This window comes from Pseudomonas tumuqii (assembly GCF_013184545.1).
Taxonomy (GTDB): domain Bacteria; phylum Pseudomonadota; class Gammaproteobacteria; order Pseudomonadales; family Pseudomonadaceae; genus Aquipseudomonas; species Aquipseudomonas tumuqii.
Window position 1 is genome coordinate 79,269 of the sequence record NZ_JAAOJA010000011.1, and the last position, 13,493, is coordinate 92,761.

10 protein-coding genes are annotated in these 13,493 nt (G+C 63.0%); 5 read left to right on the plus strand and 5 right to left on the minus strand.

The genetic code is table 11. The features are described from left to right. Positions 1-7 precede the first annotated feature (7 nt). The 5 genes from G9C89_RS18955 to G9C89_RS18975 all read right to left on the minus strand — a co-directional run bounded on the left by G9C89_RS18955 (position 8) and on the right by G9C89_RS18975 (position 6,867). Complete coding sequence (locus G9C89_RS18955) at positions 8-706, minus strand: ABC transporter permease (RefSeq protein ID WP_172150991.1); 699 nt, start codon at positions 704-706, stop codon at positions 8-10. A gap of 16 nt (positions 707-722) precedes the next feature. Next, positions 723-1,412, minus strand: coding sequence for an ABC transporter permease (locus G9C89_RS18960; RefSeq protein WP_172150993.1), 690 nt, complete (start codon positions 1,410-1,412; stop codon positions 723-725). A gap of 116 nt (positions 1,413-1,528) precedes the next feature. Next, complete coding sequence (locus G9C89_RS18965; RefSeq protein ID WP_172150995.1) at positions 1,529-2,308, minus strand: ABC transporter substrate-binding protein; 780 nt, start codon at positions 2,306-2,308, stop codon at positions 1,529-1,531. Positions 2,309-2,830: 522 nt separating this feature from the next. Beyond that, positions 2,831-4,786, minus strand: coding sequence for an acetate--CoA ligase (gene acs / locus G9C89_RS18970; RefSeq protein WP_172150996.1), 1,956 nt, complete (start codon positions 4,784-4,786; stop codon positions 2,831-2,833). Positions 4,787-5,313: 527 nt separating this feature from the next. Continuing rightward, positions 5,314-6,867 carry a sigma-54-dependent transcriptional regulator gene (locus tag G9C89_RS18975; protein ID WP_172150998.1) on the minus strand — a complete coding sequence of 518 codons (1,554 nt, stop codon included), beginning with the start codon at positions 6,865-6,867 and terminating at the stop codon, positions 5,314-5,316. Positions 6,868-7,121: 254 nt separating this feature from the next. Here G9C89_RS18975 and phhA point away from each other — a divergent pair, with 254 nt between their 5' ends. The 5 genes from phhA to ggpS all read left to right on the plus strand — a co-directional run bounded on the left by phhA (position 7,122) and on the right by ggpS (position 13,492). Next, positions 7,122-7,907 carry a phenylalanine 4-monooxygenase gene (gene phhA, locus G9C89_RS18980; RefSeq protein WP_172151000.1) on the plus strand — a complete coding sequence of 262 codons (786 nt, stop codon included), beginning with the start codon at positions 7,122-7,124 and terminating at the stop codon, positions 7,905-7,907. Between the two features lie 112 nt (positions 7,908-8,019). Further along, the gene (locus G9C89_RS18985) at positions 8,020-8,373 is read left to right on the plus strand and encodes a 4a-hydroxytetrahydrobiopterin dehydratase (protein WP_090499155.1); all 354 of its coding nucleotides are present in this window, start codon (positions 8,020-8,022) and stop codon (positions 8,371-8,373) included. Continuing rightward, complete coding sequence (locus G9C89_RS18990) at positions 8,370-9,572, plus strand: amino acid aminotransferase (RefSeq protein WP_172151002.1); 1,203 nt, start codon at positions 8,370-8,372, stop codon at positions 9,570-9,572. The genes G9C89_RS18985 and G9C89_RS18990 overlap by 4 nt, the downstream gene beginning before the upstream one ends. Before the next feature lie 274 nt (positions 9,573-9,846). Then, positions 9,847-11,136: an MFS transporter gene (locus G9C89_RS18995; RefSeq protein ID WP_172151004.1), complete on the plus strand. Its 1,290-nt coding sequence runs from the start codon at positions 9,847-9,849 to the stop codon at positions 11,134-11,136. Positions 11,137-11,224: 88 nt separating this feature from the next. Then, a complete protein-coding gene (ggpS, locus tag G9C89_RS19000) occupies positions 11,225-13,492 on the plus strand; it encodes a glucosylglycerol-phosphate synthase (protein WP_172151006.1) in 2,268 nt (755 codons plus the stop codon). The last annotated feature ends 1 nt before the right edge of the window (position 13,493 follow it).

Here is a 13,493-nt window from a genome sequence, read left to right on the forward strand (position 1 = left end):
CAGCTCCTCAGGCCTTGCGTGGGGCCAGATAGGCCAGCCAGCGGCGCTCGGCATGTTTGAACAGGCGCACCAGGACGAAGGTCAGGCACAGGTAGAACAGCCCGGCGGTGATGAACGCCTCGAACGGCAGGTAATGCTGCGAACTGACGGTGCGGGCCGCGCCGGTGATATCGATCAGGGTGACGATCGACGCCAGGCTGGTGGTGTGCAGCATCATGATCACTTCGTTGCTGTATTGCGGCAGTGCCCGGCGCAATGCCGACGGCAGGAGAATGCGCCGGTACAGCTTGGCCCGCGACATGCCCATGGCCTTGGCCGCTTCGATCTCGCCATGCGGGGTCGACTTGAGGCTACCGGCGAGGATTTCCGCGCTGTAGGCACTGGTGTTGATGCCAAATGCCAGGCAGGCACAGAAGGTCGCGCTGGAGAAATACGGCCAGAGGAAACTCTCACGCACCGCGTCGAACTGGGCCAGGCCGTAGTAGATCAGGAACAACTGCACCAGCATCGGCGTGCCGCGGATCACATAGGTATAGAGCCAGGCCGGAAAATTCAGCAGCGCCGACTTGGACACCCGCATCAACCCCAGCGGAATCGCCAGCGCCAGGCCGAAGGCCAGGGAAATCAGGAGCAGCTTGAGGGTCACCAGTACGCCACCGAGATACAGCGGCAGGTTTTCCCAGATCACGTTGTAGTCGAAGATCATGCGTTCGCTCCCATGCTCACAGATCGGCGGCTTTGGTGCCGACCGAGTAGCGCTTATCCACATAGCGCAGCACCAGCAGGGACACGCTGGTCAGCACCAGATAGAGGGCGCCGACCGCCAGGTAAAAGGTAAACGGTTCACGGGTGGCATCGGCCGCGCTTTTCGCCTTGAACATCATGTCCTGCAGGCCCACCACCGAAATCAACGCGGTGGCCTTGGTCAGCACCAGCCAGTTGTTGGTGAAGCCCGGAATGGCGAAACGGATCATCTGCGGCACCAGGATGCGGAAGAACACCTTGATACCACTCATGCCGTAAGCGGCGCCCGCCTCGCTCTGGCCTTTGGGGATGGCCATGAAGGCGCCGCGAAAGGTCTCCGACAGGTAGGCGCCGAAGATGAAGCCCATGGTGAAGACACCGGCGATAAACGGATTAATATCGATATATTCGTCATAACCCAGCAGCGGCGCCACCCGATTCACCAGGTCCTGACCGCCATAGAAAATCAGCAGGATCAGCACCAGGTCGGGAATGCCGCGAATCACCGTGGCATAGGTTTCACCGAGGATCGCCAACCACCTGATCGGCGACAGACGGAACGCCGCACCGAGCAAGCCGAGGAAGATGGCCACCGTAACGGATGACAGAGCCAGCATCAGGGTGAGCCAGGCGCCTTCGAGAATGGTCGAGCCGTAGCCGTCAAGCATGCTCAAGTACCTCATGCAGGCGCCGGGCGGCGCCGAGGAGCACAACGGAAAAGTGGCACAAGCGCGCTATCTGCCTGTTTGCGCCACTCTCGATGATAAGGACTCGCTTGCAGCAGTCAGTCGCCGTAGACGTCGAAGCTGAAGTATTTGTCCTGCACCGCCTTGTACTTGCCGTTGGCGCGGATGCCGGCAATGGCTGCCGTAAATTTGTCGGCCAGCGCCGTGTCGCCCTTGCGCACGGCAATGCCGGCGCCTTCCCCGAAGTACTTCTGCTCATTGAAGTCCGGCCCGACCAGCGCATAGCCCTTGCCGGCATCGGTCTTGAGGAAGCCATCGTCGATGTTCACCGAATCGGCCAGGGTCGCGTCCAGGCGACCGGCGGTCAGGTCGAGGAAGATCTCGTTCTGCGAGCCGTAACGCACCACTTCGACACCAGCCGGCGCGAACACGTCGGTGGCGTAGCGGTCGTAGATCGATGCGCGCTGCACGCCGACTTTCTTGCCCTTGAGGTCGACCAGCGGATCGTTGATCTGGGTGCCGGCCTTCATCGCCAGCTTGGCCGGGGTGTGGTAGTACTTCTTGGAGAAGTCGACGGACTTCAGGCGATCTTCGGTGATGGTCATCGACGACAGCACGGCATCGAACTTGCGCACCTTCAGCGCCGGGATCAGGCCATCGAACTCCTGTTCGATCCACTGACACTTGACCTTCATCTCTTCACACAGGGCATTGCCGATGTCGTAATCGAAGCCGGTGATGTTGCCTTCGGGAGTCTTGTAGGCGAACGGCGGGTAAGCCGCTTCGATACCGATGCGCAGGGGCTTGCTCTCTTCAGCCATGGCCAGCGGCGACAGCACGGATAGCGCCAGTGCGCCGAGAAGTGCAATCTTCTTCATCTTGTGACTCCTTCGAATGGGAATGGATGCGGCAGGCAGTAATCTGTGAGCGCATATGCATCCAGCCATGGATAAATTGTAGAGAACGTCGCCGTCTTTGCTGGCTAACAGGCAGAGACAAACGGTTCCGGCTGGGTGAGCGGCATTCTAGCGACAGGTCGAAAGTCGATATTTCTTCAATGCGACAAGTAATTACAAAAGACCCGGACGGGCACTGCGGACGTATTGACAGCCTCCGGCAAACATGCAGAGACAGGATAGAAATGTAACCGATCAATAAAGCAATTAGCGCGCCTGACTTTAGCAAAGCCTTTATTTTCGGTACCTGCAGGGTATTTACAGGATTCAAGACCCTACCAGCCAGCACGGGATTGGAACGAAAACGTTTCCATCCATCCCAGAAAAGTGCGCAGCGTTACCGACCAGGTGACAGCGTCAACCCCGCAGGATATTCCGACAGCCCAAACAAAAACGCCCCGCCTCGGTTCGTGGCCGAGGCGGGGCGCGATTTGCCGGTGCCGGTTAGGCGACCTGCATGTCGCGATGAGTATCGATGAGGTGCTGCACCACGCCAGGATCGGCCAGCGTGGAGATATCGCCGAGCGCATCGTACTCACCGGTCGCGATCTTGCGCAGGATGCGGCGCATGATCTTGCCCGAGCGAGTCTTCGGCAAACCGGGAGCCCACTGGATAACGTCTGGCGAGGCGATCGGACCGATCTCCTTGCGCACCCAGTTCTTCAATTCCTGACGCAGCTGTTCGGAAGGCTCCTGGCCACCGTTGAGGGTGACGTAGACATAGATGCCCTGCCCCTTGATGTCGTGCGGCACGCCGACCACTGCGGCTTCTGCCACTTTCGGGTGGGCGACCATGGCGCTTTCGATTTCGGCGGTACCCATGCGGTGACCGGAAACGTTGAGCACATCGTCGACGCGGCCGGTGATCCAGTAGTAACCGTCTTCGTCGCGGCGGGCGCCGTCGCCGGTGAAGTACATGCCCTTGAAGGTCTTGAAGTAGGTATCGACGAAACGGTCGTGGTCGCCGTACAGGGTACGTGCCTGACCCGGCCAGGAATCGATGATTACCAGATTACCCTCGACGGCCCCTTCCAGCAGGTTGCCCATGTTATCCACCAACGCAGGTTGCACGCCGAAGAACGGCCGAGCGGCCGAGCCGGGCTTGAGTGCATGGGCGCCGGGTAACGGACTCATCAGGGTGGCGCCGGTCTCGGTCTGCCACCAGGTGTCGACGATCGGGCAGCGGCTCTGGCCAACGGTCTCGTAGTACCAGTGCCAGGCCTCCGGGTTGATCGGCTCGCCCACCGAACCGAGCAGGCGCAGGCTGGAGCCGTCGAAACCCTCCACCGCCGCCTTGCCATGGGCCATCATGGCGCGGATCGCGGTCGGTGCGGTGTAGAGGATGTTGACCTTGTGCTTGTCGACGATCTTGGCGACACGGGTAATATCCGGATAGTTGGGCACGCCCTCGAACAGCACGATGGTGGCGCCATTGGCCAGCGGGCCGTAGACGTTGTAGCTGTGACCGGTGACCCAGCCGATGTCGGCGGTGCACCAGAAAACCTCACCCGGCTTGTAGTCGAACACCCGCTCATGGGTCAGCGCGGCGTACAGCAGGTAGCCGGCGCTGGTGTGTTGCACGCCCTTGGGCTTGCCGGTGGAGCCGGAGGTATAGAGGATGAACAGCGCTTCCTCGGCGCCCATTTCCTTCGGCGCACAGACGCTGCCGGCGACCGCCATCAGGTCTTCGTACCAGATGTCGCGGTGCGGGTGCCACTTGATATCGCCACCGGTACGCTTGCACACGATGATCTTCTGCACGCTGGCAGTTTCCGGGTTGGCCAGGGCGTCGTCGACATTGGCTTTGAGCGGGATGCTCTTGCCGCCACGCAGGCCTTCGTCGGCGGTGATCACTACCTTGGACTGGCAGTCGATGATGCGCCCGGCCAGCGCCTCCGGGGAGAAGCCACCGAACACCACCGAGTGGATTGCACCGATGCGGGCACAGGCGAGCATCGCCACTACCGCTTCCGGGATCATCGGCATGTAGATGGTCACCACGTCGCCACGGTGCACGTCCTGGCCGCGCAGGGCATTGGCGAACTTGCACACTTGCTCGTGCAGCTCGCGGTAGGTGATGTTCTTGTCCTCGGACGGATCATCGCCTTCCCAGATGATCGCGACCTCGTCGCCGCGCTGCTCCAGGTGCCGATCCAGGCAGTTATAGGAGACGTTGAGGGTACCGTCGGCGAACCACTTGATATCGACGTGGTGATCGTCAAACGAGGTCTGCTTGACCTTGCTGAACGGCTTGATCCAGTCGAGACGTTGGGCCTGCTCACGCCAGAAGCCGTCGGGGTTGATCACCGACTGCTGGTACATGGCTTTGTAGGTGGCTTCGTCGGTAAGCGACTGAGCCGCCACCTCTGGGCGCACGGGATAGAGGGACGCAGCACTCATTGGATAGACCTCGGTGGGTAGTTGTTTTTCTATGGGGCATTTTGTAACCAGATACCCCTACTAGGGCCATTCGACCATGGTATTACCGCTCTACAACCATGGTCGTGCACCGCTGACAGCCGGCAAAAGCTCTGCAAGCATGCCTCAGCGGCGGTGAAAAAATCGCACGTCAGCAGCGGATGCCTGCTGGCGGTCACAGTAGGCGAGAGTGTTTCATAGCCCCTCAAGTAAAGCAGTTGTACGATCCGCTGCCAGGCGCCGTTGCAACCACAACCGTGCCGCTGACCGGCCGTCAAAGCGCTCGACGGGTAGTTTGCAGGCGAAAAAAAGGCGACCCAGAGGCCGCCTACCCAAACATTCCGCAAGCGGAATGGAGAACCACTTACATCCAAATCACGCAGGATCCGAACGCAGCCAGTCTCGCCCGCCACCACGCCCGCCAGCAATTGCACCAAGGTCGTAGGCCAGTCGCAGGCCTCTCTTGTAGGAACGAGGGGGGACGCCCAGTCCTGCACTCGGCTCGCCACTTATTCCTTGCCCAGACCATGCTGGCGCAGCTTGTTGGCAATGGTGGTGTGCGACACGCCGAGGCGCTTGCCCAGTTGCCGGCTGCTCGGATGATCGTGGTACAGGCGCTCCAGCACCGCCTTCTCGAAGCGCCCGAGGATGTCATCCAAGCCGCCCTCCAGCGAGAACTCGCCCAGCGGCTGCGGTGCGCCATAGTCCGGCAGGCGGATATGTTCGAGCTTGACCGTACCGCCCTCGCACAGCGACACCGCCTGGAACAGGACGTTTTCCAGCTGGCGCACATTGCCGGGCCAATGATAGTGGCCGAGCTTGTCCAGCACCTGCGGCGCCAGCTTGGGTAACGGACAGCCGATCTGCCGGCTGGCCGAATCGAGGAAGTGTTCGACCAGCGGCGCCAGGCCATCCAGGCACTCGCGCAATGGCGGGATATGCAGGGACAGCACGTTGAGCCGATGGTAGAGGTCCTGGCGGAACTCGCCCTTGGCGCACAGCTCGGAGAGGTCTACCTGGGTGGCGCAGATCACCCGCACGTCCAGGTACACCTCCTCGTCGCTGCCGACCCGGCGGAAGCAGCCGTCCTGCAAGAAGCGCAGCAGCTTGGCCTGCAACCGCGGGCTCATCTCGCCGACGCCATCGAGGAACAGGGTGCCGCCGGCGGTCAATTCCAGCAGGCCGAGCTTGCCTTCCGGCCGTGCGCCCTCGAAGGCGCCGGGGCCGTAACCGAACAGCTCGGTCTCGGCCATGGATTCCGGCAGCCCCGCGCAATTCAGCGCCATGAACGGCGACTGCCCGCGCGGGCTGGCCAGGTGGCAGGCGCGCGCCAGCAGTTCCTTGCCGGTGCCGGTCTCGCCCTCGATCAGCAGCGGCGCATCCAGCGGCGCCATGCGCCGCGCCTCGCGCACCACCGCGGCCATCACCCTGGAACTCTGGAAGATGCTGTCGAAGCCGCGCAGTTCCTGCTTGCGCACATGGTAGATGCGCTCGCCGACGCGGTCGGCGCGGTGCAGGGTGAGTACCGCGCCAGCCAGCGCATCGCTCTCGTCGTGTTCAGTCTGCAGCGGCGCGATGTCAGCGAGGAACACATCGCCCTTGACCTTGACCCGCAGGCCGTTGATTCGCGACTTGTTGGCGCGCACCAGCTCCGGCAAATCGAAATCTTCGGCGTAGCGCGACAGCGGAATCCCCGGCACTTCATCCACGCGCACGCCAAGCAACTGCGCGGCGGCGCGGTTGGCCGCCACTATCGAACCGCCCATGTCGATCGACAGCACCGGGAACTCCAGGGCGCCGAGCAAGGCGTTCAACTCCAGATGCCGGCGCTCGCTGGGCATCAGGCCGACGCGCTTGACCCCGAACACCCCGGGGATCGCCTCCAGCTTCGGCCGCAGGGCCTGGAATTGCAGGTTGATCAGGTTCGGGCAGAGCATATAGATGGCGTTGCCCTGCTCGCCGCCGACCTCGCCACGGGCGACGTTGATGCCGTAGTCGACCAGCAGGTTGAGGATGTCGCGCAGAATACCGATCCGGTTCTGGCAGTGAATCTTGATACGCATGGCAGGCCCCGGGCACATTTTTTGGTCGGCAGAGCGTCGCAAATCGACGAATTCGACTAATTTTTCGTCAAGAATATGTGACAGATTAGCCCGACAGCAAGGCGATAGCTGGCCGCATCGCCAGCAACGTAACCTTTTCTTTACGAAATTCCGCCCTTGGCCCTCTGCCACAGGCGCATTCACCGCTGCGCAAGCTCACAACCTGGGGTATCCATTGTCCAACATAATAACGACAGCCCCAGCAGGAGGCAGTGATGAAGAGCACGCAGTATGTGGCTCGGCAACCGGATGAAAGCGGTTTTATCCACTACGGCGAAGCCGAGCATCAGGTGTGGAATACCCTGATCACCCGGCAACTCAAGGTGATCGAAGGGCGCGCTTGCCAGGAGTATCTGGACGGCATCGAGCAACTCGGCCTGCCCCATGAGCGGATTCCCCAACTCGATGAAGTCAATCGGGTATTGCAAGGCGCTACCGGTTGGCGCGTCGCCCGGGTGCCGGCATTGATTCCGTTCCAGACCTTTTTCGAACTGCTGGCCAGCCAGCAATTCCCGGTGGCCACTTTTATCCGCAGCCCCGAGGAACTGGACTACCTGCAGGAGCCGGACATCTTTCACGAGATCTTCGGTCACTGTCCGTTGCTGACCAACCCCTGGTTCGCCGAGTTCACTCACACCTACGGCAAGCTCGGCCTCAAGGCCAGCAAAGAACAGCGCGTCTACCTCGCCCGCCTGTACTGGCTGACCATCGAGTTCGGCCTGGTCGACACCAGCCAGGGCCGCAGGATCTATGGCGGCGGCATCCTCTCCTCACCGAAGGAAACCGTCTACAGCCTGTCCGGGGAACCCGAGCACCTGCCGTTCGATCCGATCGAGGCCATGCGCACGCCTTACCGCATCGACATCCTGCAACCGCTGTACTACGTCTTGCCGGAACTCAAGCACCTGTTCGAACTGGCGCACCAGGACATCATGGGCATGGTCCATCAGGCCATGCAGATGGGCCTGCACGCGCCGAAGTTTCCGCCGAAAGCGGCATAGCTGCTTTTGTAGGATGGGTTGAGCATCGCGATACCCATCATTTGCCGGTTTGATGGGTATCGCTGCGCTCAACCCATCCTACTCTCCCCTCCCTGAACCCTGGAGAATCCCTATGAGCCTTGCCCAAGCCCAATGCGAAGCCTGCCGCGCCGACGCCCCGAAAGTCTCGGACGAGGAGCTGGCCGAGCTGATCCGCGAGATCCCCGACTGGAACATCGAAGTGCGTGACGACCACATGGAGCTGGAGCGAGTGTTCCAGTTCAAGAACTTCCGCCATGCCCTGGCCTTCACCAACGCGGTCGGCGCCATCGCCGAGGAAGTCGGCCACCACCCGGCCCTGCTCACCGAATGGGGCAAGGTCACCGTGACCTGGTGGAGCCACGAGATGCGCGGCCTGCACCGCAACGACTTCATCATGGCCGCGCGCACCGATGTGCTCGCCGCTGGCGCCGAGGGCCGCAAGTGAGCCATTTCGCCCGGATTGCCCGAGTGCCCGGCGACCCGATTCTCGGCCTGATGGAGGCCTATCGCAGCGACCGCAACCCAGCCAAGCTCGACCTGGGTGTCGGCGTGTACAAGGACGCCCAGGGCCTGACGCCGATCCCGCGGGCGGTCAAGCTGGCCGAGCAGCGCCTGGTCGACGGCGAAACCAGCAAGAGCTACATCGGCGGCCACGGCGATGCCTTGTTTTGCAGCCACCTGGCCAGGCTGGTACTCGGCGCCGCCAGCCCCTTGCTCGCCGCGCAGCGCGCGGCCGCCAGCCAGACGCCTGGCGGCACCGGTGCGTTGCGGCTGGCCGCCGACTTTATCGGCCACTGCCTGCCTGGCCGCGGGATCTGGCTGAGCGATCCGACCTGGCCGATCCATGAAACCATCTTTGCCGAGGCCGGGTTGCGCGTCGGCCATTACCCCTATGTCGGCGCCGACAATCGGCTCAACGTCGAGGCGATGATCGCCACGCTCAGCCACCTGCCCCAGGGCGACGTGGTGCTGCTGCACGCCTGTTGCCATAACCCCACCGGTTTCGACCTCGCTGAGGACGACTGGCGCCGTGTGCTGGAGGTGATCAAGGCGCGCGAACTGCTGCCGCTGATCGACTTCGCCTATCAGGGCTTCGGCGCCGGCCTGGAGCAGGACGCCTGGGCCGTGCGTCTGTTCGCCAGCGAGCTGCCCGAGCTGCTGATCACCGGCTCCTGCTCGAAGAACTTCGGCCTCTACCGCGAGCGCACCGGCGCCCTGATCGTCTGCAGCAGCGAGGCGGAAAAACTCCTGGATGTGCGCAGCCAACTGGCCGCCATCGCCCGCAACCTGTGGTCGACACCACCGGCCCACGGCGCCGCGGTGGTCGCCACTATCCTCGACGATGGCGAACTCATGCCCCTGTGGCGCGATGAACTGGAGGCCATGCGCCAGCGGGTCGCCGGCCTGCGCCTGGGCCTGGTCGAGGCCTTGCGCCCCTACGGCCTGGCCGAGCGCTTCGCGCATATCGCCGAGCAGCGCGGGATGTTCTCCTACACCGGTTTGTCGCCCCAACAGGTGCAACGCCTGCGCGATGAATACAGCGTGTATATGGTCGGCAGCGGCCGGGCCAACGTCGCCGGCCTGGATGGCGAACGCCTGGCTCAACTGGCACGGGCCATTGCCCAGGTGTGCACGACCCCGTAGGAGCCGCCCATGGCCGCGAACCCCTATGCCCGATGGCGAAGAATTCGCGGCCATGGGGCCGGGCGTTGCCGCCGCGCTTGCAACAGCGCTACACGGTGAAATATGCGCCTGCCGGTATGCCCCACGATGGAGCAATGCCCCTGCCCATAAAATCAAAAGACCGTTTGTCTATAAAAATAACCGTTTTAAAACAACAACTTGACTACACGACCCACCACCTCGTGGCGCGATTCCTGCTTGCTATCAAGGCCATAGTCCCCTAGGGTAGTTCGCCATGTGGTCCCTGATTGCCCCTATCAGCTCATTGCTCGGTGGGGTTGCTTTACTCCTCCTCGGCAATGGCCTGCTCAACACCCTACTGACCCTGCGTGGCGTCGCCGAAGGCTACTCCACCGGGATGCTCGGACTGATCATGTCCGGGTACTTCGTCGGTTTTCTCCTTGGCACCTGGCTAGCGATTCCGCTGGTTCGTCGCGTTGGGCATATCCGTGCGTTTGCCTTTTGTGCCGCGCTGGCCGCCATCACCGCCCTGCTCCACGTCCTGATCATCGACCCCTGGGTCTGGCTGGGGTTACGCGTGCTCTATGGCCTGGCGCTGGTCAGCCTGTACATGGTGATCGAGAGCTGGCTCAACGCCCAGGTGCCCAATGGCAAACGCGGTCAGGTGTTCGCCGTGTACATGGCGGTCAACCTCGGCGCCCTGGCGGCGGCGCAGCAGTTGCTCAACCTGGCCGACCCCAGCGATTTCGTGCTGTTCGTCCTCGCGGCGATGTTGATCAGCGCGGCGCTGATGCCGATCGCCCTGACCCGCCAGCCGCAGCCCAGCGTGCCGGAAACCCTGCACACCAACCTGCGCCAGCTGGTCGGTATCGCGCCTTTGGCGATTGCCGCCGCCGGCCTTTCCGGCCTGGCCCTGGGTGCGTTCTGGGGCATGGCGCCGGTGTATGCCAGCCTCAGCGGCTTCGATGCCACCGGCGTCGGCCTGCTGATGAGCGGTGCGATTCTCGGCGGCGCCCTGCTGCAGTGGCCGATCGGCATTTATTCCGACAAGCATGACCGGCGCCTGGTGCTGTTCTGGGTGGTGGCGCTGTCGGTGGCGGTGGCCCTGCTGATGAGCGTGCTGCCGGCCGGGCGCTTGCTGCTCGCGGCGATCTTCGTCTGGGGCGGTTTGGCCTTTGCCATTTACCCGATTGCCGTGGCGCAGTTGATCGACCAGTTGCACAGCGATGAAATTCTCGCCGGTTCCAGCAGTCTACTGATGGTTAACGGTATCGGTTCTGTGTGCGGCCCATTGCTGGCCGGCTTGCTCATGCAGCATTTGGGCGCCCAGGCACTGCCGCTGTATTTTGCCGCCACCCTCGGCGCGCTCGCCGCTTATACCTTCTACCGCTTGCGCCACGTCACCGACCTGGTCAGCGAGCCGCATGCGCATTTCATGCCGATGCTGCGCACCAGCCATACGGTGCTGGAATTGATGCCCGATGCGCCGCCATCGGACGACATCAGCGAGGACCCCGTAACCGAATCAGCGCAGGAGCCGAACGAACGATCTGCTCCCGCATAACAAAAGAGGCGACCGCTGCAAAGCGAGGACGCCCGATACTTAGCACGTCGGCCCATGTCGGCGCGTCAACTGCATAAGGAGACTGCGCATGTTACTTGCCACCGATCTCGATGGAACCTTTCTTTCCGGCGATCCCGAGGATCGCCTGAGCCTCTACCAGACCATCGCCGCCCACCCGGAAATCCGCCTGGCCTATGTCACCGGCCGCAGCCTGGAGTCGGTATTGCCACTGCTGGCCGACCCGACCCTGCCGCAGCCTGACTTCATCATTTCCGACGTCGGCGCCAGCTTTACCCACGGCGACACCCTGCAGCCGATCCAGCCGCTGCAAAGCCTGGTCGATGCGCTCTGGCCCGGCGAAAGCCAGGTCGCCAGCGCCATCGAAGGCTTCGACCTGGAACGCCAGGACGTGCCGCAGATGCGCCGCTGCTCGTACTTCTGCACGCCCGAACAGGCTGCCAATCCGGCCCTGCTGGCCGCCGCCCAAGCGCTCGGCTGCGACCTGTTGTATTCCGCCGATCGCTACCTGGATTTCCTGCCCCAGGGCGTCAACAAGGGCAGCAGCCTGCAAGCCCTGGCCGACTGGCTGGAGCTGGACAACGACCAGGTGCTGGCCGCTGGTGACACCCTCAACGACCTGAGCATGCTCAATGGCACCTTCAACAGTGTCTGCGTCGGCGACTCCGAAGCCGGCCTGCTGGAGGCCACCGAACAGCACTCGCGCACCCTGCATGCCAGCCGCCCGGGTTGCGGCGGGATTCTCCAGGCGTTCGCCCACTTCGGTTTCCTCGGCGAGCACGGCATCGCCGCCGAACGGCGAATCGCCGCCGCACCGGGCAAGTCGGAGCTGGTGATGGTCTACCACCGCCTGCCCTATGAAGAGCACCGGGTCGACGGCAAACTGCAACGCCGCCGGCCGACCTCGCCGAACGGCATCATCCCGACCCTGCTGAGCTTCTTCGGCGACGGCCGCCCCGGTTCCTGGGTCGCCTGGGCCGTGCATGAGGAAGCCGATGAAAGCTTCGACATCCACACCAGCGTGGACGCCGAGCGCTACCCCAAGCTCAAGGCCGCGCGGGTCAAGCTGAGCAAGGAAGAGGTCGACATCTTCTACAAGCGCTTCTCCAAGGAAGCCTTCTGGCCGACCCTGCATACCTTCTGGGAGCGCGCCACCTTCAACGAAGACGACTGGCAGGTGTTCCTCAAGGTCAACCGCGCCTTCGCCGAGCGCACCGCCCTGGAAGCCGCCGAAGGTGCCATCGTCTGGCTGCATGACTACAACCTGTGGATGGTGCCCGGTTATCTGCGCGAGTTGCGCCCGGACCTGCGCATCGCCTTCTTCCACCACACCTACTTCCCCTCGGCGGATGTGTTCAACGTGCTGCCGTGGCGCAAGCAGATCATCGGCAGCCTGCTGCAATGCGACTACATCGGCTTTCACATCCCGCGCCAGGTGGAAAACTTCGTCGACGTCGCACGCGGCGTGACCCCGCTGCAGACCGTCAGCCGGCAGAACTGTGCGCCGCGCTTCATCACCTATGGCTGCGCCGTGGGCCTGGAGCGCATGACCACCGCGGTGGACACCGGTAGCCGGATCGTCAAACTCGGCGCCCACCCGGTCGGCCTGGATATCGGCCGGATCAGCAGCGCCCTGGCCCAGCCGAAGATCCAGGAGCAGATGGCCAACCTGCGCAAGGAACTCAGCGGGCTGAAACTGATTCTTTCGGTCGAGCGTCTCGACTACACCAAGGGCATCCTGGAAAAACTCCAGGCCTTCGAGCGTCTGCTGGCGGACAACCCGGAACTGCTGGGCAAGATCACCCTGGTCAGCATCTGCGTCCCAGCCGCACGCGAGATGACCATCTATGACGAACTGCAAGCGCAGATCGAACAGGCTGTCGGCCGTATCAACGGGCGCTTCGCCCACATTGGCTGGACCCCGGTGCAGTTCTTCTTCCGCAGCTTCCCGTTCGAGCAGGTGGTGGCCTGGTATGCGATGGCCGACGTGATGTGGATCACTCCGCTGCGCGACGGTCTCAACCTGGTGGCCAAGGAGTTCGTCGCCGTCCAGGGCCTGCTCGAAGGCCATGGTGTGCTGGTTCTCTCGGAGTTCGCCGGCGCCGCCGCCGAACTCAAGGGCGCGCTGCTGACCAACCCGCACGACACCGCGGACCTGGCCAGCACCTGCTACCTGGCGCTGAACATGCCCCAGGCCGAAGCCCAGGCACGCCTGCGCGAACTGTTCGACATCGTCAACTACAACGACATCCGCCGCTGGGGCGACGAATTCCTCGCCGGCGTAGCCGAGCCGGAGCCGGAACAACAGGCGCAAGCAACGCTGACCCTGGTCAGCTAAA

What these genes read in the sequence shown, in the direction of transcription:
- G9C89_RS18955 (WP_172150991.1), bottom strand. Translation starts at nt 706, where the DNA reads ATGATCTTCGACTACAACGTGATCTGGGAAAACCTGCCGCTGTATCTC.
- G9C89_RS18960 (WP_172150993.1), bottom strand. Translation starts at nt 1,412, where the DNA reads ATGCTTGACGGCTACGGCTCGACCATTCTCGAAGGCGCCTGGCTCACC.
- G9C89_RS18965 (WP_172150995.1), bottom strand. Translation starts at nt 2,308, where the DNA reads ATGAAGAAGATTGCACTTCTCGGCGCACTGGCGCTATCCGTGCTGTCG.
- acs (WP_172150996.1), bottom strand. Translation starts at nt 4,786, where the DNA reads ATGAGTGCTGCGTCCCTCTATCCCGTGCGCCCAGAGGTGGCGGCTCAG.
- G9C89_RS18975 (WP_172150998.1), bottom strand. Translation starts at nt 6,867, where the DNA reads ATGCGTATCAAGATTCACTGCCAGAACCGGATCGGTATTCTGCGCGAC.
- phhA (WP_172151000.1), top strand. Translation starts at nt 7,122, where the DNA reads ATGAAGAGCACGCAGTATGTGGCTCGGCAACCGGATGAAAGCGGTTTT.
- G9C89_RS18985 (WP_090499155.1), top strand. Translation starts at nt 8,020, where the DNA reads ATGAGCCTTGCCCAAGCCCAATGCGAAGCCTGCCGCGCCGACGCCCCG.
- G9C89_RS18995 (WP_172151004.1), top strand. Translation starts at nt 9,847, where the DNA reads ATGTGGTCCCTGATTGCCCCTATCAGCTCATTGCTCGGTGGGGTTGCT.
- ggpS (WP_172151006.1), top strand. Translation starts at nt 11,225, where the DNA reads ATGTTACTTGCCACCGATCTCGATGGAACCTTTCTTTCCGGCGATCCC.